This window comes from Pseudoalteromonas sp. PS5 (assembly GCF_004103255.1).
Taxonomy (GTDB): Bacteria; Pseudomonadota; Gammaproteobacteria; order Enterobacterales; family Alteromonadaceae; genus Pseudoalteromonas; species Pseudoalteromonas peptidolytica.
In genome coordinates this window covers 3,420-29,565 of sequence record NZ_RCSQ01000018.1, presented here as the reverse complement: position 1 = coordinate 29,565, position 26,146 = coordinate 3,420, and the positions used below count along the sequence as shown (strand labels likewise).

Here is a 26,146-nt window from a genome sequence, read left to right as displayed (position 1 = left end):
AGTCCCGATGCGCCAGAGGTCGCCGCACTTATCTGTGAGCTGACTGGGCTTGAGCGGGCATCGTTTTGTAACTCTGGTACAGAGGCGGTAATGACAGCGCTACGCCTAGCAAGAACAGTGACCAAGCGCGATAAAATTGTTCAGTTCTCAGGTGCGTACCATGGTCACTATGATGGTACTTTAGCAACTGAATCGCCAGAGCACGGCGTAGAGGCAATGTGTGCTGGAGTGCGCTACGGCGCAATCGCCGATAATCTTGTTTTACCTTATGGTGATGATGAAGCGCTTGAGATCATTACCCGAGAGGCACAACATATTGCCGCGGTGATTGTTGAACCGGTACAAAGCCGTCATCCTGAAAATCAGCCTTGGGCGTTTTTACGTAAACTTCGTACGCTCACTGAAGCACACGGTATTGCCCTTATTTTTGATGAAATGATCACTGGCTTTAGAGCACATCCCGGTGGCGTTCAAGGTTTGCTTGGTATTAAGGCCGACATGGCAACCTACGGCAAAATCGTCGGTGGAGGTATGCCTATCGGTGTGGTCGCGGGGGCAGCTACCTATCTTGATGCCATTGACGGCGGCAATTGGCAATACGGAGATGATTCTTACCCTTTGACCGATACCACCTTCTTCGCCGGAACTTTTTGTAAACACCCAATGACCATGGCAAGCGCCAAAGCGGTGTTGCAAGCGATTAAGTCGCAAGGTCCAGCGTTACAACAAGGGATCAACGACAAAACCGCGGCATTTAAAGCACATCTCAATGCGTTTTTTGAAACCCATGATGTACCCATTCGAATAGAAGCGTTTGCCTCATTATTCCGTTTTCGCTTTTCGCAAAATCTTGATGTGTTCTTTTATGAAATGCTAGAGCGCGGTGTGTTTATCTGGGAAGGGCGTAACTGCTTTTTCAGCGCCACCCATACAGATGAAGACATTGCTGCGGTGATAAACGCAGTTGAAGCCAGTGTACTTAGCTTAAAACGTGCGGGTTATTTTGGTGAAGCGAGCCAAAGTGATGACGCCGCTGCATTTCCACTTAGCCATAGCCAGCAACAGCTATTAGCGCTGGCATTGACCTCAAGCGATGGAGCGAGCGCATATCAATTACAAGCGACGGTAAAGCTCTCCGGTAAGCTCGACTTAGCACGGCTGCAACAAGCTGTTACTGCGCTCTGCTGCGACTTCCCAATCTTGCGTTTTGGTGTTGATAGTGAGCGCTTAATGCAATATTGCCGAGTGGAAAAAGCCGAGCTACATGTTGAGCCATGGAGCGAAGACGACCAAGCAGCATTGCAGGCGCGGTTATCTGCACTGCGTTATCAACCGTTTGACTTTGCAAAAGACCCACTTTGTAGAGTGACATTGTTGAGTGATGGCAAAGCGCAGCACTATCTAAGTGTGGTGGCCCATCATGTGATCTGCGATGGGCTGTCACTACAAATGGCGTTAGCAGCAATTGCTGAGCGCTACAATCAAGATGTAAAACAAAATAAGACGGCAAGTCGATCAGTTTCCTTTAGCCACTACGTTGATAGCTTACAGGCATATTCACATTCACCGGAAGCTGCCAAAAACCAAGCTTTTTGGCATCAGTGCTTAGCCAGTTCAACTCCGCTTGAGCTGCCAAAATCAATGGCGGTGAGTGCGGCTTCATTCCAAGTTAATCAACTTACATTACCCATTTCATCGAGTGCAATCCAAAACACTGAGATCCTTGCCCAGTCTTTACGCTGTGGGCAATTTGCAACCATGCTTGCACTTTATTGCTTGTGGCTACACAAGTTAAGCGGCCAGACGGTAATAAGTGTCGGTGTGCCGGTATCAGATAGGCAGCGACTGGCATCACAGTTTGAGCCTGAGTTGCTCGACCAAGCGTTACTGGGCTATTGCACCAATATCTTACCGATTGTGGTTGATATAGCTGGCCTTAGCACTATCGGTGAGCTAGTACAGCGGGTGCAAAATATTTTACTTGATGCTTTTGATCACCAAACTCATCCATATGCAAGCCTTGCTGATGACCAGCTTATTCTACCTAGCACCTTGTTTAATCTAGATAAAGTTACCACTTTGCCGAGCTTTAACGGGCTGCAAGTTGAGGTGCAACCAAGTGTCGCTAAATTTGGCCAATTTGAACTGACGACAAATATGACCTGTATTGCGGGGCAGTGGTCACTGTTAGTGGAATATCACACTGCGCAATTTGATACTGAATTAATGACTCAGTATATGGCTAAGTTTGTCCATTTGTTGTCGCAAGTTCAGAGTAGTACACCGATAGGGGCTCAAAATGAGCTGATGCAAAGTAGCGATGATGTGTATCGATTGGTTGAGTTGCCACTGCAACAAGAAAAATCGATCAAAGTCGCGACGAGTTTCATTGAAACGTGGCAGCACAATGTGTCGCGTTGCAGCAAGCGTACAGCATTGGTAACGGATGATGTGAGTCTCAGTTATGAAGCGCTAGATGCGCGTGTTAATCAGCTCGCTCACTACTTGATGAAGCAACAGGTAACGCCTAATAGTATCGTGGCAGTAGCATTACCACGCAGGGCGGAGCTGTTGATAGCACTTATGGCGGTGATGAAAGTAGGGGCGGCATTTTTACCACTTGACCTTACCTTTCCTGACGAGCGCATCGCGCATATTTTGCATGATGCCAAAGTGAAAGTTGTGCTGTGTGATGCCACCGGTGCGGAGTCTGCGTTATTCAATCATGGTGGTTTAAAGCGAGTCTGTATGGATAGCGATGCAGAAGAGATTGTCAAAAGTGCGACTCGCAGCCCAAGCTTACTAATTCAAGCTCAGCAGCGAGCGTACGTGATTTATACCTCTGGCTCTACGGGATTACCCAAAGGCGTTGAAGTCAGCCATGGATCATTTGCTAATTTGCTTGCATCTATGTGTCGTGAGCCGAGGTTGGTGGCAGATGACCGCTTATTGGCTATCACCACGGTGGCATTTGATATTGCCTTGCTAGAATTGTTTGGGCCATTACTGGTTGGTGCGTCTGTGGTGCTGGCAAGTGATGAAAGTATTAGCGACCCAGCCGTGCTTGGCGCGCTTATCGAGCAGCAACAAGTAACTGTAATGCAGGCAACGCCAACGTTATGGCAATTACTGCTAAATGCGGCGCCAGCATGTACCTCTGGCATCAAAGTGTGGAGTGGTGGTGAGCCTTTACCTCAGGCATTAGCCGAGCAGCTACTCAGCAACAGTAAAGCGCTTTATAACTTATACGGGCCAACCGAAACCACGATTTGGTCGGCGGTGGCACATATCGATAATGCCGCAGAGGTAACCATTGGTAAAGCGATACAAAATACCAGCTTATTTGTGCTCCCAACCGAGGGTCATGGTGAAGGGCTACCTTTACCCGATGGCGTATGGGGCGAGTTATACATTAGTGGTATTGGCGTTGCTATGGGCTATTTACATCAAGCGGAGCTGACCCAGCAGCGCTTTATCAATCATCAATTTACAGCTTCCATTAGCCGCCGTTTATACAAAACGGGAGACAAAGCGAGGCGTTTAGCTGATGGTCGCTTTGAAGTAAAAGGGCGCTTAGATAACCAAATTAAGCTTCATGGTCACCGCATAGAGCTTGGTGACATTAGCCATCACTTGGGGCGGATACTCAATAGCAGTGAAGTCGATGTTTGTGTGCAAACACTAGCAACAGGCTCTTGTCTATGTGGGTATATTGTTGATGATGGTGAGTTATCTACCGAGTGGTCTTCGCCTCGGCTGCGCCAAGTGCTTGGTGAGTGGTTACCAAGTTACATGGTGCCTGAGCATTTTGTCTGGTTAAGTCAGTGGCCGATGACGCCAAATGGTAAGCGCGACCGCAAAGCACTGCCAAAGCCTGTGACAGAAGAAGCCTCAGAAATATGCACCTTGGCTCCCCGCACTGAAATAGAAAAACAGCTGCATCAGCACTATATCTCGCTACTCCCAGTTGAGCAGTTGGGCGTCACAGCACGTTTTGTGGATAGCGGTGGCAATTCAGTGATTGGCATGCAGTTGGTATCGAGGCTCAACCAAGCTTTCAATATTAAATTGACCATTGGCGACATCTTTGAACATGCCTGTATTGCAGAGCTTGCCGAGTGTATAGAAGCGCTGAAACAAGCCCATGATGCCATGGCATTGGAAGCGCAAACTCCAAATGTAGAAAAAGTCAGTGATATTGTGAGCGATCGTGATTTGAGCGCTGCACTACGTGATAAATCCATGACGGAGATGGACTTGTAATGATGGATAACTTTGCAATAAAACAGTGGTTAGATGAGCTTGACCGTCAACAGATTTATGTTTATTTACAGCAGGATAAATTAAAACTTAGAACACCGCTTGGGCAGGTGCCTGAGGCTATTTTGGAGAAGATAAAGGCGCACAAAACTGCGCTTATCACCTACCTTCAGGGGCAACAAAAGCAATCTACTGCGCTATCTGCTGCGCAGCAAAGAATGTGGTTTATTGATAAGTATGAAGGAGGCACCGAGGCATACAATATGGCTGGGCTCGTTAAATTATCGCAGCCATTTTTAGTCACGGACATTGAACAAGCCTTGAACCGCTTGGTAGCTAAGCACGATATTTTAAGAGCAAGATTTACCACGGTTGAAGGGAAAGTGGTTCAGCAAATTGAACCTGCAGAGGCGATGAAAATTACGGTGATGAGCGTTAATGAGGACGCGCTGCCCAATCAGCTGCCTGAGTCGATTAAACAGGCGGTGCGCTATCAGTTTGATCTTGCCAGCGAGTCGTTACTACAAGTGACGGCATTAGTGCGCAACTCTCACACCGCTTGTCGCTGGTTACTAATAAATATGCACCATATTATTAGTGATGGTTGGAGCGTGACTGTGTTTATTAACGCGCTGCTACGTGAGCTAACCGAGGAGCCTCTTGACTCTCCAGTATTACAGTATGGGGATTATGTGCACTGGGAGCAGCAATTAAGACAATCCCCAGACTATCAACAACAATTGGCTTATTGGACTGAGCAGTTAGAGGCATTTACACCGTTTGAATTACCCACCAGCTATCCCAGGAAAAAAGAGAAGCAGTACCAAGGTGGCACAGTTCGTTGTTCGTTTAACGCAGAACAAATACAACGATTAGATAAAGCTTGCCACAGCGATGGCGTAACACATTTTACTGCCTTGCTGGGCGTGTTTTACATCTTGCTTTATCGCTACAGTGAGCAAGCCGATATTACCTTAGGGGTGCCGGTTGCAAATCGTCAGCAAAGCGAGTTTGAAACTATGCTTGGCTGCTTTATTAATACCTTGCCATTGCGAATGCAGATAAACGGTGAACACTCCATGAGTGAGGCGATTAAGGCATTACAAGGTCAAGTATTGCAAGGGCTTAGTAATCAAAACGCTGCCGTGGAAGACATCATTGAAGCGCTAGAGCTACCCAAATCCGCAGCGCATTCCGCCTTGTTCCAAATATTGTTTAACTACAATGGTGTGGCCAGTAATAAGGTGTCGGTAAACAGCCAATTAGAAGCCGAGTTAATTGCTCTTGATAATGGCACTGCGAAATTTGACTTAACCCTATCTGTTGATGATACAGATGATGCCTTTGTGTGTGACTTTGTTTATGCAACAGGCCTTTATGACCATGCGCTTATCCAGCAATTTGCCGATGATTACTTGGCACTCGTCCAGTACTACTGTGCTAAAGAAGCGCTGCCGATTGATGACTTGGTGCTCAAATCAACGAGCGTATCGGCAAAGGCGGCGGATATCAATCACAACATCAGCCAGCCGGCGCTTGTGCCTCAAGCAATCAGAGATATAGCGCAAATTCAAGGTGAGGCGATTGCAGTGGTTGTGCCAAATACCAATGGCGAAGCATCACGCACCCTGACGTATCAGCAGCTACAAGATCAAAGCCTACAAATTGCCAACAACTTAGATGTTCCAGCGTCAATCATTGCGCTGATAACTACGGGTGATATGAGTGATATTGTCACTATGCTTGGCGTAATGCAAAGTGGCCGCGCGTACCTACCTATTGATGGCAACATGCCTGCGGTCAGAGCGCTACAAATGCTAGGGCAAGCTGAGTGTAATACGGTGGTGGTAAGTGTTGAAACGCCTCTTTGCCAAGCGCTACATGAAGCTGACATCCAGGTTATTAAATATAGTGATCTGAACCAAAACAAAGGAGCGCCGCAGCAAGCTTATTCACCAAGTTTTGATGATAGCGCGTATGTGCTGTTTACTTCTGGCTCCACTGGTGTGCCCAAAGGGGTTGAGATCAGCCATGGCGCGCTGAGCCACTATTGCAGCAGTATTGCGGCGAGATTGAGTTACAACCAAGATACGCGAGCGGGCGTGGTCACAGGACTTGCCACAGACTTATGCTTAACGGCTGTGTATCCGGTGCTTACTCATGGCGGCACTGTGGTGCTGACTCTTGCAAACCAAGCCCCAGAACCTGCCCAAATCGCAGCCAAGTTAGTGGCTGAGCAAGTTAACTTAATTAAATTAACCCCTTCTTTTGCCGCGGTGCTTTTGCCTCAGTTTTCGGAGCAAAAGCCCACTTTTTCGCAGTGGGTGTTAGGTGGAGAAGCACTGGGTGAGCAGCTTGTTGATAGCATTCGCAGGCTGACGCCCGCGGCGCGTATTTTCAACCATTATGGCCCGACGGAGGCTTGTGTTGGAGTGGTTTGTCAGGAAGTCACAGACAGCAGACTAACCGGCCACAGTTACCCAATCGGTACGCCGTTGGCACATGTTACCACCTGCGTACTCAACAAACAGGGAAAGCCAACACCCGCTGGCATGCCCGGTGAGCTCTATATTGGCGGGCCGAGCCTCGCCAAGGGGTATATAAATGCGCCTTTAGAGACCGCAGCTCAGTTTACAAGTAGCTTGCAACATAGTGTCCAATGCGCGCATTTTTATCGCAGTGGTGATAGCGTTAGGCTGAATGCGAGCGGCGAGCTTGAATTTCTCGGTCGAATTGACAAACAAGCGAAAATTCGCGGTTACCGCGTTGACCTCAATGAAATAGAAGCTGCACTGGTGGCGCTTGATGAGGTATCGCAGGCTGCAGTCGTGGTGCGCAAGCTCGGCAAACAAGATGCCTTGGTTGCTTTTGTGGTAAGTATTGATGGCAGCCAGTGCGCCGCAACTAATCTGCGTGAGGCTATCCGCCAAGGCTTGAAGCGTCGCTTGCCTGAGCCGATGATCCCAAGCTGGATAGAGCTTTGCCAGCACTTACCCACTCTGAGTAATGGCAAGATAGACCGCCAACAATTACAGTCTTTGGCATTAACTTCTCAAAGCCAAAGTAGTGAAGTGACAAGTAGGTTGCAGCGACAGCTAATTGCGCTCTATCAAACCTTAACGGGCGCACCGGAAGTGGGGCTGCACGATAGCTTTTTCAGCATCGGTGGTCACTCTTTATTGGCAATGCAATTACTCAATGAACTAAGAGCCCAGCTCTCGGTGGAGGTGAGCTTAAAGCAAGTATTTGCCAATCCTAGCGTATTTGAACTAAGCGAGATGTTGGCTAACGCTCAGTCACAGTCGTCTTTACCAAGTCTACAACCTGCGCCATCACAGCCCAATTATCCTTTGTCATTTGCACAGCGGCGCTTATGGTTTGTTGATCAACTGCAAGGACACAGCAACCAGTATAATCTACAGGGCATATTCCAATTAAAAGGCAAGCTGGATGGTGAGGCCTTAGAGCAAGCCTTTATGACTGTGATTAAGCAACATCCGGTCTTGGCGTTTAATTACCATCAAAATGCGCAAGGAGAGCCATATCAAAGCGTTAATCTTGATGCTCGATTTGCCTTGGTTAAGCACGACTGGACTGATAAATCCGCTGAGCAACAAGCGCATGCGTTAGAGCAGGTCATCGCAGAAGATTACGCAACCAGCTTCGATCTAAGCTGTGATTTAATGCTGCGCGCCAGTCTCTATCAACAAGAGGCGATGCAGGCTACCCTTGTGATCACCTTACATCATATCGCTGCCGATGGTTGGTCTATTGCCTGTTTGAGCGAAGCGTTAGAACAGGCATACAAAGCCGCGCTCAGTGGCGACACCCCAACATTGCAAGAGGTGCATTATGTTGATTATGTAATGTGGCAACAGCAGCTGGAGCAGAGTTCGCTATGGCAACAGGAGCTAGATTATTGGCGTATGCAATTACAAGATCTGCCCAAGGTGCATGAACTACCGCTTGATTACCGCAGAGAAGCAACAACCTCTGCGCGCGGCGCGTTAGTGATTGAGCCCATACCTGCGGCGCTGGTCAGTGCGCTTCGAGCGTATCAAACTCGCTCAGGGCAAACCTTATTCGTGTTACTGCAAACGCTATTTTCCTTGTGGTTAAGCCGCTTTTCTCAACAGCGCGACGTGGTTGTCGGGACGCCGGTATCAGGGCGTCACCTCAAAGCATTTGAAAATATGATTGGTAACTTTATCAATACCTTAGTGCTTAGGAGCAAGTGGAGTGAAGACACCTGCTTTACCCAAGCACTACAGCAAACTCAAGGCTTACTCAACGATGCGTTGCAACATCAACATATTCCCTTCGATGTGTTAGTGGATGAGCTAGATATTGAACGCTCAAGCACTCAACATCCGCTGCATCAAATCGTGTTTCGGGTAAATAATCAGGTAAATGAAAACCTTACGCTAGAACAATTGGAAGTGACGCCTTGCCAAAGTAAAGTACGCGGTGCCAAACTAGATTTGGAAGTTGCTGTGATAGATGAGGGGGATGTACTCACCGTTGAATGGCTTTATGACCGCAATTTATGGCAAGAAGCGAGTGTGGTTAGTTTCCATCAGCAGTTTTGTTATGTGTTATCCCAATGTCTTGCAGAGCCAAATGTCCCGTTGTCAGCATTGTCATTGTGGCCCGCTGAGCAGCAGTTAGCGCTATTAAAACAGCAGCAAAGTGTTGTGGTCGAAGTGACAGAGCAGCAGCCATGGGTGACTCAGTTTAGTCGCTCGGCTCTTCAGACCCCACTACAGACTGCGGTGCGCATGGGGGAGTTCACTTGTAGTTATCTCACCTTAGAAAAATGCGCGAACCAACTTGCTAATAGCTTATTAGAAATGGCATTTGCCGAGCAAAGTCGCATTGCTATTTTACTGCCGTCTTCGAGTTACATGGTGGCCGCGGTGCTGGCAATATTAAAAGCGCGTCATACTTATGTGCCCATTCATCATGACACGCCAACCGATACCTTAGCCTACATCATGAATGATGCAGACATCGTATTGACGCTGGCGCTAAGTGAAGATGCCGAGCGCTTGATTGAAGCCGGGAGTGACTTTTTGTTGCTTGATGATTTGTTTGAAGCCGAGGGGAATTTTGCGTTTTACGATACCAGTTTGTTGGTAGATGAAGACGCTGCTGCATTTAAAGAGGCCGAGCTTGCTTATGTTATTTATACCTCAGGTTCAACCGGGCAGCCAAAAGGGGTGCCCATTAGTCATGGCAACCTCAATAATTATCTACGTTTTGCGTCTCAGCGCTACCTGCCACAATCCGGCGATATAACCAAAGCTGTACTCAGTACACCGCTGGCGTTTGATGCGACGGTGACCGCCTTAGTGCCTATTTTAATGCGAGGCGGAGAGCTTGAGCTGCTCCCCACGGGCGCTGAATTGTTGCCTGCATTACATGAACAGATTTTTGCCGCGACGGAAGCTAAATTATTCAAGTTAACACCAGCTCACTTACGCGCGGTATTCGCATTAAGTGACGCACAAACTTATAGCAATATTGCTCACCGATTTGTGGTTGGCGGTGAAGGGTTGAGCGCAGCTTTGGTTGATAAGCTGATGGATAAGCTCCCTAATGCTCAGTGGATAAACGAATATGGTCCAACTGAGGCAACAGTCGGCTGTAGTATCTATGCTGTAAGCCGTGAGTCGCGCCACTTGTTAGCGGGTCATGAGGAAGTGCCGATTGGTCATGCTATTGATAATATGACCCTTGCAGTGGTCGACGAGTTTGGCCAGCTGGCTTTACCTAATATGCCTGGAGAGCTTTGGCTTGCGGGAGATGGGGTGTGTGAAGGCTATATTAATCTCGCGAGTGTGACGCAAACACGCTTTGTTGAGCAAGCGGTGCCTGCGTCTGGTATCTCAAGCATGCGTTGGTATCGCAGTGGCGACAAGGCAAAGTGGCAGGCGAATGCGCGCGCAGAGGCTGATTACCTTTGTTATTTGGGGCGGTTAGATGAGCAAGTCAAACTGCGCGGCTACCGTATTTCTCTTGTGGCAATCGCCCATCAAATCGACGCGTTGACGCAGGTAAAAAGCTGCGCTGTGAGTGTTGATGAAGCGCAAGAAAGCCTAGTGGCTCATGTGGTCTTACATGACGAGGCTAAGCTCACACTTGTGCAGTTGCGCCAAGCTTTATCGCAGTCGCTGCCCAGTTACATGTTACCTGCCGCGCTGGATGTCGTTGCTGATATTCCGCTGACTGCAAACGCAAAAGTAGACAAGCAAGCATTACAGTTAGCCTATCAGGCACAGGCGAAAAGCCAAGAGGTCGCCGAGGTAATTGATGGGTCTAAGCTCACAGACATACAGCGTTATTTACTTGAGTTATATCGTGAGCTGCTACCGAGCCAAGTACTGAGTATTAACGACAGTTTCTTTGACTTAGGCGGGCATTCGCTGCTGGCCATTAAAGTGATCAGCCGAGTGCGCAGTGAGCAGCGGCGAGATATCACCTTACCACAACTCTTTGATGCACCGAGTATTGCAGCGTTTGCTGAGGTGATAACCGCAAGTTCGATGATTGCGCACAGCAATACCATTGAGCCGGTATCAAGAGCCCAAGCGTTACCCCTGTCTTTTGCTCAGCAGCGTTTGTGGTTAATCGATCAGTTACATGAGCAAAGTGTGCAATACCATATGCCAGCGAGCTATTGGTGTGAAGGTGCCTTAGATATTGACGCTTTAACACAAGCGTTAAGCGCGATTGTTGCGCGTCATGAAGTACTCCGTACGGTCATCGTTCCTGCAAGTGGTGATCACGGTGCTGTGCAGCAAGTTCGTGATCAAGTAGCCTGTCCTGTGGAATTAGTCGATTTGTCTGGGCTGAATAACGAAGAGCAACAGCTGCGTTGGCAAACATTGCAGCAACAATCACTCAGCAAGCCTTTTGATTTATGCCAAGACACTATGCTGCGCGTGATCTGTGTACAGTTTAGTCACAACCAATTTGGACTTTTGTTTAACATGCACCACATTGCCAGCGATGGTTGGTCAATGGCGCTGCTGGCGAAAGAATTTGTGGCGTTTTATCGGCACTTTAGTGAAACGCCAGCGCATTCGTTGCCAGAGCAATACGCTAAACCGCTAGCGGTGCAGTATGCAGACTTTGCCTACTGGCAGCAAAAACAGCAAGATAGCTATCAGGCGGATCTTGCCTATTGGCAAACTCAGTTGCAGCAATGTCCTGTTGTTCATGAATTACCGCTGGACTTTGAGCGACCACAAGTTCAGTCCCTTGATGGTGAGTGTATTCGCCATACCCTTGCGACGTCGCAAGTTGAGGCGATAAAAGCGCATTGCCAAGCACAAGGGGTAACCTTGTATATGTGGTTGCAAAGTGCCTTTTCGCTGTTGATGCTTCGTCTTAGTCAAACGCAGGATATTGTTATTGGCTCGCCGATTGCCGGACGTGAGGTAAAAGAGTTAGAGGGATTACTGGGCTGCTTTGTGAATACCTTAGCTATTCGCACTCGCAAAGTGGGGTCGCCTTCATTTAACGATTGGCTAAGTGAGCAAAAGCAGGTGATTTTAGCGGCGTTTGCCCATCAGAGTTTACCCTTTGAACAACTTGTTGATGCCATTAATCCTCCGCGCAGCTTAGCGCATTCACCCGTGTTACAAATACTCTTTGCACTGCAAAATAACGAACAAAGTGACTTCGAGCTACCTCATCTTAAAATCGAGCAACAGCTTGATCTCAAGCCTGCAATGAAGTTTGACTTAGAAGTCAATGCACAAGAATTTGGCAGTGAGATTGCAGTGCAGTGGAATTATGCCAAAGCCTTGTTTAAGCACAGTAGCGTTCAGGCGATGAGTGATGCTTTTGTGACGTTAATTGACGCGGCGCTGAAAAGCCCTGAGCAAAGCGTAAATACCTTACCATTAGTCGATAGCAAAACACTCAGCGAGCTAGGGCTTACCGCGCAAGCACAGCCGCAATCTCCTTGGTTTATCAGCGATAAAATACAACATTTTGCTCAGCACCACGCGAACCATAATGCTGTACGAGATATGACTGGCAAGCGGTTAAGTTTTGGCGAATTGGAGCTACAAAGTAACAAGCTAGCGCGTTACTTGGTTGAGCAAGGCGTAACAGCAAAGTCGCAGGTCGCAATAAGCTTAGCGCCAAGCTGTGAGCAAGTTGTAGCACTGTTGGCAATCTTAAAAGTTGGGGCTGTGTATGTGCCGCTTGACCCCAATGCACCGATTCAGCGTCAGTACTATATATTGCGTGACAGTAAAGCGACTTGCCTTATCACCACCTCAGCGCTACTTCCAAACAGCACAGATCTCAGCTGCCGTGTGATGCTAATAGACACCGAGCAGGATTGGCAGAACATGCCTGTAGAGGCGCTTGCGCCATTAAGCGATATTGATGCGCCAGCTTATATGATTTATACCTCAGGCACCACAGGGCAACCCAAAGGCGTGATGATAAGCCATCGAAACTTGCACCTTTATCTTGAGCACGTGAGCCGTAGTTATGTCAAAAGCGATTTACATGAGAGTGTTGTCAGCACACCTTTAGCATTTGATGCGACAGTAACGAGCTTATGGGGCGCGCTGATTAATGGTCTTGGCGTTGTATTGTTAAGTGATGGCGGGCAGTTAATCACAGAGCTAAGTGAATGTTTAGCGCGCGAAGAAGCGCTGTTGTTTAAGTTGACACCAGCCCATTTGCAAGGCGTGCTGGCACGATTACAACCAAGCAATGCAGCGCACCACATTGTGGTGGGGGGAGAAGCCCTATCTAGCAGCGTGGTGGCTCAAGTTGGAGCACTGGTGCCACAGGCTCATTTTTACAACGAATATGGTCCAACAGAAGCAACGGTTGGATGCTGTGTTTATCGCTGTAGTGGCCAAGATGCGGTTGCGCTTGCACAGCAATCACAGCGCTTTGTGCCAATTGGTAACGCCATTCAAGGCACTGATTTGGTGGTATTGGATCAGCATCAACAGCCTGTGCCTATGGGCATGCCCGGTGAGCTATACATCGCAGGCGATAATGTGGCTCAGGCGTATTTTGGGTTGCCTGAACTCAGCGCCAGTAAATTTGTGTCATTGTCTTTGATGAATAACTCGCAGCGTTATTATCAGACGGGGGATCAAGTGCGCTGGCTGCTAGATGAACAGGGCTGCCCTTGCGTGCTGCAGTTTATTGGTCGTCGAGACAATCAAGTTAAGCTGCGTGGTTATCGCATTGAGCTTGATGAGATCGCAGCTCAGCTTGAGCAACTAGACGCAGTGCAACAAGCACATGTGTTACTTAACGAAAGTAAAGATAACTTACTGGCCTGTGTGGTGCTAACGACGTCATCGCACAGTGATGCCATCTGTGAGCTTGAACAAGCGCTACAGACTCAGGTTTTAACCTCGTTAGCAGAGGTCCTGCCAAGTTATATGTTGCCTTACAAACTGTATGTATTGGCTGCTATGCCGCTTACCAATAACGGCAAAGTAGACGCAGGAGCACTTGCACAGCTGGTGCAATCGCAACAGGCGCAAGTGCTTACAACACCTCTAGCTCCTATGACCGAGCTACAAACGCTACTGGCAGAAGTTTTTGTTCAAGTGCTCAATACTCAAGTTCGAGATATTAACAGTAACTTCTTTGAATTAGGGGGGCACTCTTTATCAGCAAGCCAAGCGGTTGCCTTAATTGAACAGGCGCTTGAGGTGCCCATTACCTTAAAAGTATTGTTCGAGCGGCCAAGTGTTCGTGCACTTGCAACTTGGTGTGAGATCCATCGTGCAGCCAGAGCAGCAGACGAAAACGGTCAGTCTGAGGAGATGTTTTTGTGATGAATGAACAGCAAAGACAGATAGAGGCATTGATCGCAGAAGCATTAGCAGCTGGCGTGACCTTGTATGAAAAAAACGGTGGCTTGGCATTTAAGCAAACCGCTGGGTTTCCTCCCCAGTTAAAACAGCAAGTAGTTGAATATAAATCAGAGATCATTGCCTACTTTCAGCAGCAAAGCCGTGATATGGCGAAATCTTCACCGCACATTATCGCGCAGCCAAATGCGGGGAAGGACTTACCGCTGAGCTTTGCACAAGAGGGGCTTTGGTTTATAGAGCAGTTGCAAGGCAGCAAGCAGTATTATATGCCCGCCGAGTTTTTGTTACGCGGCGAGCTTAATATTCCCGCAATGCGCAGCGCTGTGCAAGATGTGGTGCTACGCCACGACATACTGCGCGCTAGGTTTGTAAAAAATGAACAAGATGGCCAACCCCAGCTGCAAATAACGGATGATATTAGTGCGCCGTTCGAGTGGCTTGATGCCAGTGTAGCTGCTGAGGAAACAAGGCAAGCCTACATTGCTTCGCGCATCGCAGCACATCAAAACAAGCCTTTTGACTTGGCTCATGATTGTTTGCTTCGCGTGCTGGTGGTGAGTGATGGCGATGAACATCACCTTGCATTTAATATGCACCATATCGTCTCTGATGGGGCGTCAATGGCGTTACTTGCACAAGAAATCGAAGCTGGCTATTGCAAACACCTTGGCGCACCGTATACACCGCTTCCACCCATTCAGGTGCAATATAGCGATTTTAGCCAGTGGCAGCGAGCACAGCTAACACCAGAGCGTATCGAAGCACCACTGGCGCAACTAAAACAGCAATTTAGCGAATTAGCGCCGTTGCAGTCATTGCCTTGCGATTTTGTCCGTCCTGCGGTGCAGTCGTTAACGGGGAAAGTATATCGCCAAGCGCTTGATACGTCGTTATTTGCGGCGATCTCGACACAGGCGAAATCGCTCCAACTGACCCCCTTTATGTGGCTGCTCAATACCTTTATGTTGTTTATCGCAAGGCTTACGCAATCGCAGCAGGTAGTTGTAGGCACGCCAGAGCTTGGTCGCCATCACCCCGAATTAACACCGTTAATTGGCTTGTTCGTTAATACCTTAGTGATGCAAGCAAAGCTTGAAAGTGATATGCCATTTAGCCAATGGTTGCAGCAACAAAAAGACCTCAACTTAGCGGCGTTTGAATACCGCGATATTCCTTTTGATAAAGTGGTTGAAGCCGTTGGCGCTCCACGAGATTTAAGCCACCACCCGCTAGTACAAATATTATTTACACTGGAAACCCGTGATGAGCGCGCTTTTACGCTTCCTGGGTTATCAGTTCAAGAAGTGCAAAAAAAGCAGGCGGACAGCATCCCTGTAAAATGCGACATAGAACTCAATGCCATAGTTGATAAGCAGGCCCTTTATTTACATTGGAAGTTTGATAGCCATCTTTACACAGAAGAGACCATCAAACATTGGGCGGATTGCTTTCATACGCTACTTCAAGCGTGTGTTACAGCGCCTCATACCGCTGTTGATGAACTGCCTTTACTGAATCAAAAGCAGCAGCAAGCTTTAATAACGGGCGCGCAATGCCAAGGGGCAATTTGGCCTAAGCAAGACACCATCACCAGTTTATTTACGCGCTATGCCGAGCGCTTTGCCAAACGCACTGCCGTGCAAGATAGCACGACTGTGCTGAGTTATCGTGAGCTCAATACCCAAGTCGATGCGCTGGCGGTAATGCTGTTACAACAAGGCGTCACGCCACGAACCATGTTGGTGGTGAGTGTATCACGCAGCGTTGAGATGATAGTGACCCTGCTGGCGGTGCTTAGAGTGGGTGCCGCCTACGTGCCAGTAGATCCCGACTACCCGCAAGAACGCATTGAGTATATTTTGGAAGACGTGCAAAGCCCATGGCTGCTTTGTGATAACGCCACGCAGGCACAGTTTAGTCAGCTCTCATACCAGCTAATTAATGTGTCACAGACAGAACATCAGCTCAGCCGCGAAGCCCTCAAGCAGCTTGATGCTATTCAGATTGAGCCGCAAGACTTGGCGTATATGATCTATACCTCTGGCACCACAGGGCGACCAAAAGGCGTACAAATTGAGCACCGTCATGTGGTGCGGTTACTCCATGTTGAGCCCAACTTATTCGATTTTAATGAGCAAGATGTTTGGACCTTATTTCATTCCTTCTGCTTTGATTTCTCTGTGTGGGAAATGTATGGCGCGTTACTCTTTGGTGGTCGCCTTGTGGTTGTGGATAAAGTGACTGCGCAAGATACCCAAGCTTTTGCTCAGCTATTGGTTGATGCCCAGGTTACGGTCTTAAATCAAACACCAAGTGCGTTTTACGCGCTACAAGCCACGCTACTCAATGACAGTCACTTGGCGAGTGAATGTGCAGTGCGGTACGTAATTTTTGGTGGTGAAGCGCTACAGCCGAGTAAGCTACAGCCTTGGGCACAGCAGTTACCAAATTGCCAGTTAATCAATATGTATGGCATTACCGAAACCACGGTACATGTTACGTTTAAAGCGCTGGAACCTGCGGATCTGACGCTTGGCACCAGTAATATAGGTCATGCTATTCCGACCACCAGCTGCTATGTACTTGATGACAAGCTAAGGCTCTTGCCGCAAGGTGCCGTGGGCGAGTTGTACGTAGGTGGAGAGGGGGTTTGTCGGGGGTATTGGCAACGTGACGAGTTAAACGCGACACGCTTTATTCAAAACCCATTTAGTGCAGCACCCGATCAGCGGCTATATCGTTCGGGCGATCTCGTGCGCTTAATGGTTAGTGGTGAGCTGAGCTACGTTGGCCGAATTGACGACCAAGTAAAAGTTCGGGGTTATCGTATTGAATTAGGCGAAATTGAAAACCAGTTGCGCCACCATCCCGAAGTGGCTGAGGTCACTGTGCTGTTAAATCGGCAAGACCCAGAAAATGTCTGGATTTGCGCCTTTGTGGTGTTACACAAACAGGTCGAGTTCGATGACATCACGTTAGTTATGCAGCAGTTTTTAAAACAAAATTTACCCGACCATATGTTGCCTGCCAAAGTGCAAGCGGTGGCAGCTATGCCACTGACCAGCAATGGCAAAGTCGATAAAAAAGCACTACTGCAGCAACTTGATACAAGCTTTAACGAAAACACTTATGAAGCACCGATTGGCGAGCTTGAAACCCAACTTGCAAGCTATTTTGCTGAGATCTTGCAGTGCGAATCAGTTGGTCGCTATGACGACTTTTTTAGACTCGGCGGGCACTCACTACTTGCTGCAAAACTGGCAAATCATATTCGCAAAACGCTGCAAATTGAGTTACCGCTGCAAACGATTTTTACGCACCCTACGGTGCAAGGTTTAGCGACAGCACTTGAAAAGCAAGACACGCAGCTAAGTACAATTGCTGTGGTAGATAAAACCAATGGTGTGGTGCTGTCCTTTGCTCAGCAGCGTTTGTGGACATTAGATCAAATGCAGCAGGGCAGCCAGCAATATCAAATTCAAGCGTTATTGGCGTTTTCAGGAAAGCTTGATCTGAGCGCATTCGAGCAAAGTTGGCAAAAGGTGCTGTCACGGCATCAGGTATTGCACTCGGCTATTACCAACACCAACGGTCAGCCTAAACAGTATCTTGTGGCTTTGCCTGAGCAGTTTGTTACGCTTATTGACGTCTCCACGCAATCACCGCTGTGGCAAAACTTGCTTTGGCAGCGCGCAGTACGAGACGACCAAGCGCAGGGTTTTGACTTTAGTAAAGATCTAATGATCCGTGTAACACTAGTTCGCTTTTCATCAGGCTACCATCGCCTTATTGTCAACATGCACCACATTGCTAGTGATGCTGGCTCCATTGAAGTATTAATGCGAGAGCTTACGCAATTTTATGCCCATTACGCCCAAGGCTGTGAACTTGTCCGTGACTTGATTACGCCACCTGAGGTGCAATACGCGGATTATGCTCATTGGCATCGAGCACAGTGCCGAGGCGCGCAGCAAAGTGTAGACATGGCATTTTGGTCAGCGCATCTTGACGATGCGCCGCCACTACATCAATTACCGCTCGACACGCCGCGTGGGCAGGCCATGAACAATAGCGCGCAAGCATTTGATCAGCAACTAAGCGCAGAGACATGGCAACAGCTACAACAGCATTGCCAGCGCTTGGCAATAACCCCATTTATTTGGTTGCATAGCGCGTATGCGGTGATGCTCGCCAAGTTTAGCCAAGTGGATGATATTGTGATTGGTGCGCCATTTTCAGGGCGGCATCACCCACAAGTGGAGCAGTTGATTGGCTTTTTCGTCAATGCCTTACCTATTCGCGTGAAGCTCGATTGGCAGCAGAGTTTCAGCCAACTACTCGATATACAAAAAGAGCAGATTGAACAAGTACATCAACATCAATCTTTGCCCTTTGAGCAGCTCATTGACCATCTTGGTGTTAGCCGAGAACTGAGTCACCAGAGTGTTTTCCAGTTGAGTTTTGCGTTTAATCCAGAGCCACAGCACACACCAGAGTTTGTAGGCCTTAGCACGGAAGTTTTAACGTCAGAAAACGCGCGTGCCAAGTTTGATCTAGAGCTCAGTGCCACAGTAAGTGGGCAAGGGTTGCGATTGCACTGGCTATACAACAGCGGACTATTTGAAAAAGAAATGGTGGCTAGCATTGCAGAGTGTTTTAACCTTGTGATTGCGCAGTTACTCGCGCAACCTGATTGCGCACTTGCGGATATAAAACTTTGCAAGGAGCAGCCGCTAGCGGATTATGCGATTTCAGGCAAGTCAGCGCCGGAACACTTAGAGCAGTCAGTGCTTGAGCAAATTGAGCGAAATATGGCAGAGCCTGCACAAGCTGAGCGGCTCGCAGTAATTGACACAAACTCAAAGCAAACCTTGAGTTATGGTGAGCTTAATGAAAGAACCAAGGCATTGGCGGTGCTGTTATTAAGCGAAGGGCTGCAATCAGAGCAGCCTGTACTTGTTGCGATGACGGGTAGCGCAGATCTCATTGTGGCGATGTTGGCTGTGTTAAAAGCGGGTGGATGTTATGTACCTGTGGACCCTCATTACCCTCAAGCGCGAGTTAATTACATTGCCAAAGACTGCGGTGCAGCGCTGGTTTTAACCAAGTGTGAGTTTGCCGCTTGCTTTGAGGTAGCAGAGTCAGATGATAACCACATTGACGCTGACTACCGCTCCCCACATGTCATTTGTGTTGATGACGCCGACGTGCGAGCGCGTCTTGCTGCAATATCAATACCTCAGCAGTTTCCAGAAGTTAACGTGGAGCAGTTGGCTTATGTGATTTATACCTCTGGCACGACAGGTAACCCCAAAGGCGTAATGATAACCCACCAAGGGTTGGCGAATTTATGTGCTTGGCACCAACGAGCCTTTGCGGTGGATACTCATAGTGTTGCAAGTCAAACCGCCAACCCCGCCTTTGACGCGGCAACGTGGGAGGTTTGGCCTTATTTATGTGCCGGAGCGAGTCTCGTGTGTGTAGCAAAAGCGGTGCTACAGTCACCGGCCGAATTAGCAACTTGCTTCAATACACACCAAGTCACGCATAGTTTTATTGCAACGCCAATTGCCCAAGCGCTGCTCACCGAGCCTTTGTTTAACCCGCAAAGCTTGCGCTATTTATTGGTTGGTGGCGATAAGCTCGGTGCGCTACAAGCAAAAGAATACGAATTTACCCTAGTCAATAACTATGGACCTACCGAAGCCTCTGTAGTCGCGACCTCAGGCGTGGTTGAGTTTGACGAACAGGTGCCAGATATCGGCTTACCTGTCGACAATAGCCAGCTATTTATTTTAGATCCACAATTGCACGCTGTGCCTCAAGGGATGATTGGGGAGTTATATATAACCGGAGTGGGACTTGCTAGAGGGTATTTACATCAACCACAGCTTAGCGCTGAGCGTTTTATTGAGCTACAAGTCTCTCCATCGCAAACGGTACGAGCCTATAAAACGGGAGATTTAGTACGCCAGCTTAGCAACGGCCGTATCGCCTATATGGGTCGTAATGATGGACAAGTAAAGCTGCGAGGTTATCGTATTGAACTGGCCGAAATTGAACAGCAAATTGGGCTGCTATTGGGCGTACAAGAATGCGCGGTTCAGATAACCACAAGTGCGTCAGGGCAGCCACAGTTGCAGGCATTTGTGGTGGCAAATATTGAGCCTAAGGAGCTTCAAACCCAGCTAAAGGAAAGGCTACCAAGTTATATGGTGCCAGAGCACTTTGTTATGCTCGAAAAGCTCCCTTTGACGCCGCATGGCAAGGTTGACCATCGTGCCTTGGCAACACTTGGTAAAACGCAACAGACTATCACAGTAACCGAGCAGAGCGCGTTGGTTCCACAGGCTAACAGCGTCGTTGCTCAGTTATTGGCGATTTATCGGCAGGTATTAAATACGCCGTCCATGACAGCTGAAGACGACTATTTTGCGTTGGGCGGCGACTCTATTTTGAGTATTCAAATCGCAAGTAAAGCCAAAGTACTCAAGTTACCAGTGAGTGCGACTGATGTGTTTACCTACCCCAGTGTTTCGGCCCTTGCTGCAAGACTTGCCCAGCAAGATATTCTGGTGCCGACGGACAGAGAAAGACTGCCATTGGTTGGTCAACTCGATAAATTACCAATTCAGTATTGGTTTTTTGCTCAGCAATTTGCCAAACCCAGTCATTGGGATCAAAGTGTGTTGGTGAGTGTGGATAAATCCGTCACACCTGCGCAGCTTATGGAGGTTGTAAAATATTTGCTTACCCAGCACGACGCGCTACGCTTGGTGGTTGCGGATGAAAACACCCTATTTGTACGTGATAGCATTGATGTTCAAAAGGTATTTACGGCGCATACACTTGAGCGTGAGGTATGGCAAGCTGAGCTGAGCGAGTTCAGTGAACAAGTGCAGCAAGGTTTTGCGTTTACTAGCACGCCACTGTTTAAAGCGGTGTTATTTATTACGCCCGACAGCGAAGCCAATAATCGTTTGCTGTTTAGTGCACATCACTTGCTAGTGGATGGTGTCTCTTGGCGGGTATTACTTGAAGATGTGAGCCAGTTACTACAGCAGCAAATAAACAATGTGCCGTTTGAGCTTCCAGCCGCAAGCGCAAATTTGGCTGAACTTGCCGTTTTTTATCGTGAACTTGCATCTAATGAGCGCGACTTGCGCAAATGGCAGAAGGTGGCTGCGCTGGCTGAAAGCTCACACTTATTGAGCCTAAAAGATACAAGCGCGACTCCAACGATAGCCAAAGCTCGCCACACGTTATCAGCATCGCACACCCGTGCATTATTGGGATCTGCCAACACCAGTTATGGTACGACGGCGCAAGCACTGCTGCTCAGTGCACTTGCCTGGTGTGCGCAAAAGCGTGGTGCCGGCAGTGAAGCGATCATGCTAGAAGGGCATGGTCGCGAGTTGCTGACCGAGGCACTGGATAGCAGCCGAACCATTGGCTGGTTAACGGCGCTCTATCCAATGCTGTTATTTAGTAATGGCAGCCGCTTGCATGATGTCATTTGTAGTATCAAGGCAGAGCTTGAAAGGAGCGCTAAAGTTGCCAGTAGTTATGGTGCTGCGCGGTATTTACACCCAGAGCCAAACGTTCGCTCATCGCTTGAGATTGATACCCGAGACTTACTGTTTTTTAACTATTTAGGCCAGCTAGATACAGTTATTGAGCAGCAAGGCTTGCTGGGAGATGCTAATGAATCGACAGGCACTTTGGTTGCAGAGTCAAATCTCAGTTACTTTGGAGCGCAGCTAACAGCGGCGGTCGTGGATGGTCAATTGGCGTTAACGCTGGAGTTTGACAGCCAGCGCTTAGCATCTGAAGCAGCAGAGCAATTAAGTAAAGAGATACTCGAAAGTCTAATTCAGGTCATCGAGCATTGCCAATCCCAGCCTCAACGTCATTACACAGTCAGTGACTTTGCACTTCTCAGCGGCATTTCTGAACGGCAGTTACAGCGCATATTTGGGCAGGTTGAAGGGGAAGTTGAGGATATTTACCCCCTAACGGGTTTACAGCAAGGCATGTGGTTCCACAGTCAAACGGCACGTGAGGCGCACACTCAAAGCACGCAACCTTACGTCGAGCAAACCAGCTTATTACTACAAGGTTGTGTGGATATAGAGGCGTTGAGTTACGCTTGGCAGCAGTTGATTAAACAGCACAGCATATTACGCTCGGCCTTTATGGACGTTGCTGGCGAGCCGATGCAGCTGGTTTATAAACATGCCGAACTACCGCTGAATCTGGTGCAGAGTGTCGCTATTGCAGATGCGCAATCGCATGTGGTGAAATCACAGGCCGAAGTGGAGCTTGCCGAGCCGCTTAAGCTCTCGCAAGCGCCTTGTATGCGGTTAAGCTTAATCGCTTTTGATGATGGCAATGTTGGAGTGGTGTGGACGTATCATCATCTTATTATGGATGGCTGGTCATTACCGATATTATTTGCTGAATTAGTGGCATTTTATCAAGCTCGTTGCCAAGGTGAGTTACGCCCCATTGTAGTAGATAATTTCCGCGATCATATCGAATATTTGCATACACATGTTGAGTGTGATGAAGCGTTTTGGCGGGAGTATTTGGGTGGAGTTACCACGCCCACATTACTCAGCGAAAAGGTACTTCACACTGAAAATAAAGCGGCTGGTGTTAAAGAACTCAGTGTGACTTTACCGCAACCGCTGCAAGATGCCGTGACTCGCTTTACAAGCGAGCAAGGACTTACCGTCAATCAGTTTATCCAAGGGCTCTGGGCGTATTGGGTGGCAAGTTGCTGCAACGAACCGTATGCCTTATTTGGTCAAACTATAGCGGGCAGACCTACAGCGCTTAGTAGAATGGCGCAGCGCGTTGGCTTGTATATCAATACGCAAGCGGTTCATGTCGCGATAGATCATAATGCACGTGTGAAAGATTACCTGCAAGCGGTGAAGTCGCAGCTTACGGCATTGGCGCAGCACCCGCATACACCACTGACACAAGTTCATCAATGGTCGGGTATTGAGAACAAAAGTCTATTATTTGATTGCTTGTATGTTTTTGAAAATTATCCGCAAGATCCGTTGCAAAATAGTGAAGCGCTGCCATTCACGGCAATCACTTTGAGTGAAGTTGACGAAACACACTATCCATTGACTTTCGTGGTCGGCGTAGGGGCGGGGCTATCGCTTACGCTGAGCTATCAGCAGCAGTGTTTTGATGAGGTGTTTATCGAGCAAAGTCTCGCAGCGATGCAGCAGCTGATGTTAGCGGCGACACAACAGCCCGAACAAATACTTGGGAAATTGTCTTGGCAGCCTCAACACGCGCCGTACAGCAAGGCATTGCCACTGCCCACTTTTGCACTGACGCAAGCGGTGCCATATCAAACGCCAAGTTTACCTATTCAGCAATTATTTGCACAAATCGCTGCTGAATTTCCTGGGCATATTGCTATTCGTGAATATAGTACCGCTTCTGAGGAGGCTCGCTGTTATCACTATTCACAGCTGGATAAAGACGCCAATCAGCTCGCCCATTACCTTGCATCACGATTAGAGCTAAGTACAGCCCCCGTTATTATTGGCCTGTGTCTAGAGGCGGATTACCAGCTTATTGTGGCTATGCTTGCGGTGCTCAAATTGGGCGCGGCTTATCTACCAATTGCACCAACACTACCTGAGTCTCGACGCCGTTTGCTGTTGCAAAGTGCCAATGCAGCCATGCTGGTTACTAAAATAGAATATTGGCAGGGTAGTTCGGAGCAAGTAGTGCCTCAAGTCGATGTAGATAGTATTAAGGATGCTTTGGCTGCGCAGCCCAGTCGTTGCTTTACTGCGCCATGCCAGATTGACGACCTCTGTTACGTAATTTATACCTCGGGCACCACGGGTATGCCAAAAGGGGTGATGGTGGAGCATGCCAGTGTGGTTAATTATGTGCAGACTTTAGCTACGCAATATGCGATTACGCCAAGCGACAATTACCTGCAATTTGCTAGCATGAGCTTTGATGTGTTTGCCGAAGAAGTCTTTTGTACTTTACTTCGTGGTGCAACCTTGGTGATGGCACCGACGGACGACATGTTAGATCCCAATAAACTGGCGCAATTAAGCCAAGATGCTGAGTTAACACTGATGAGTTTGCCAACGGCGTATTGGCATCAACTTGCAGCAACTTCAGTCACCCTGCCAGATTCGCTGCGGATCATCACCATAGGTGGCGAGCAAATGCAGATTGCCGCGCTCACCGGTTGGCAGCAGCGCTACGGCGACCGTATTCGAATAATTAATGCCTATGGCCCAACCGAAGCAACCATTTCGGCAACGCTTAATGATGTCACGCACTTCAGCGGTGCACGCGTGCCAATCGGTCAGCCTATCGCGGGTTTGTCTTTATATTTACTCGATGAACAGCTTCGAGCGGTGGCCACCGGTGTGGAAGGGGACTTATACATTGCGGGTATTGGCCTTGCCAGAGGCTATCTCAACGACGAGGAAAAGACGCAGCAAGCCTTTATTATTGAGCCAAATAGCGGTCCGCGACTTTATAAAACTGGCGATCGCGCTTGCTGTTTAGCCTCAAATGAATTGTTGTATTTAGGCCGTGGTGATGACCAAGTCAAAGTGCGCGGCTACCGTATTGAGCTGGGAGAAATTGAGCGACAACTTCAGCTGCTAAACAGGGTTGCTAATTGCGCTGTGGTGGTGCGCGAAGATGGCAGTAACAACGCGCAATTGGTGGCATTTGTACAGCCTGCACAGCAGACTGAAGTTAGCGCGGCTTCACTACGGGGGCAACTTGGAGCGGCTTTACCTGCTTACATGATCCCTGAGTTGTTCCAATCAGTTAGCCATCTGCCGCTGACAACCAACGGCAAAGTCGATCGCAAACAGCTCACTGCGCTGGCCGGTTCATACACTCTATCGCAATCCCAGCACCAAGAGGCTAAGCAGGAAAGGCTCACCCCACTACAAACGCAATTAGCGCAGCAGTTTGCTCATCGCTTGCAGGTGGATGGAGTGTGCCTTGACGATAACTTCTTTAATTTAGGTGGTCATTCGCTATTAGCGCTGCGTGTAGTGGGTGATATTAATCAGCACCTACAACTCAATTTGCCGCTGTCGGCACTGTTTGAACATCCAACCGTGCGTGGCCTCAGTCAGCATATACAAGTATTAAGAGAGGGTCTTGGCGAATGCGATGGCAAACCTCAATCGCTTGAAACCTTAGTGTGTTTGCAAGAGGGCGAGCTCGGTTTTACACCTGTGGTGCTGATTGCGGGAGCGGGAGGTTGGCTAATGGCATTTCATGCGTTAGTGAATGGGCTTGATAGCCGTATCCCCGTTTATGGCTTGCAACCAGAGGCGCTTGCCGAGGAGCCTGAGACGCTAACCTCCATTGAACGCACCGCAGAGTATTATTTCAGTGTATTAGCTGGTGCAGAACTCGGTGAACAAGTGCATTTGGTCGGACATTCTTTTGGCAGCTTTATTGCCTATCAACTTGCCTCTTTACTTGAGCTGCGAGGTTACATTGGTTGCTCGGTAACTGTGATTGATACGCCTGTCCCAAGCAATCCTGCGCTTAACTTGGATGAAACGCAAGTTGCACAAATGATGCTGGATAATCTGGTGGCATTTTTCCGCCTTAGTGTCTCTGATGCTGAAATCAGTGCTTATCAACAAGGTGATGCAACAGCACGCATTGCTTCTCTCAATCGCTGGATAAAGCAAGCTGGATTTAATTTTAGTGATACGCATCTACGTCACTTTCAACAAGTTTTTAGTGCCCAACTGCGAGCAAATATTGAGATGCGGTCTATGCTTAGCGACATCCCAATCTGTGTTGTGAAAACGCAGCAAACGCAAGAATTTGAAGGCCGTCCTGTGAATAAAGACATGGGGTGGCAACCATTTAGTCACTCTCTCTCTTGTTATGAAGTCAAAGGAGATCATTTGTCCTGCTTGCAAGCCGAGCAAGTGGGGCAGTTGGTTAACATAATTGAGCGCAACTATGTGTTGCACTAG

At 48.4% G+C, this 26,146-nt stretch carries 3 protein-coding genes; all 3 read left to right on the top strand.

The window, feature by feature from the left end:
- The coding region (locus D9603_RS02600; RefSeq protein ID WP_128729935.1) for a non-ribosomal peptide synthetase at positions 1 to 4,263 on the top strand (4,263 nt) is incomplete at its 5' end.
- The gene (locus D9603_RS02595; RefSeq protein WP_128729934.1) at positions 4,263 to 14,090 is read left to right on the top strand and encodes a non-ribosomal peptide synthetase; all 9,828 of its coding nucleotides are present in this window, start codon (positions 4,263 to 4,265) and stop codon (positions 14,088 to 14,090) included. The genes D9603_RS02600 and D9603_RS02595, both read left to right, overlap by 1 nt.
- Positions 14,090 to 26,146, top strand: coding sequence for a non-ribosomal peptide synthetase (locus D9603_RS02590; protein ID WP_128729936.1), 12,057 nt, complete (start codon positions 14,090 to 14,092; stop codon positions 26,144 to 26,146). The genes D9603_RS02595 and D9603_RS02590 overlap by 1 nt, the downstream gene beginning before the upstream one ends.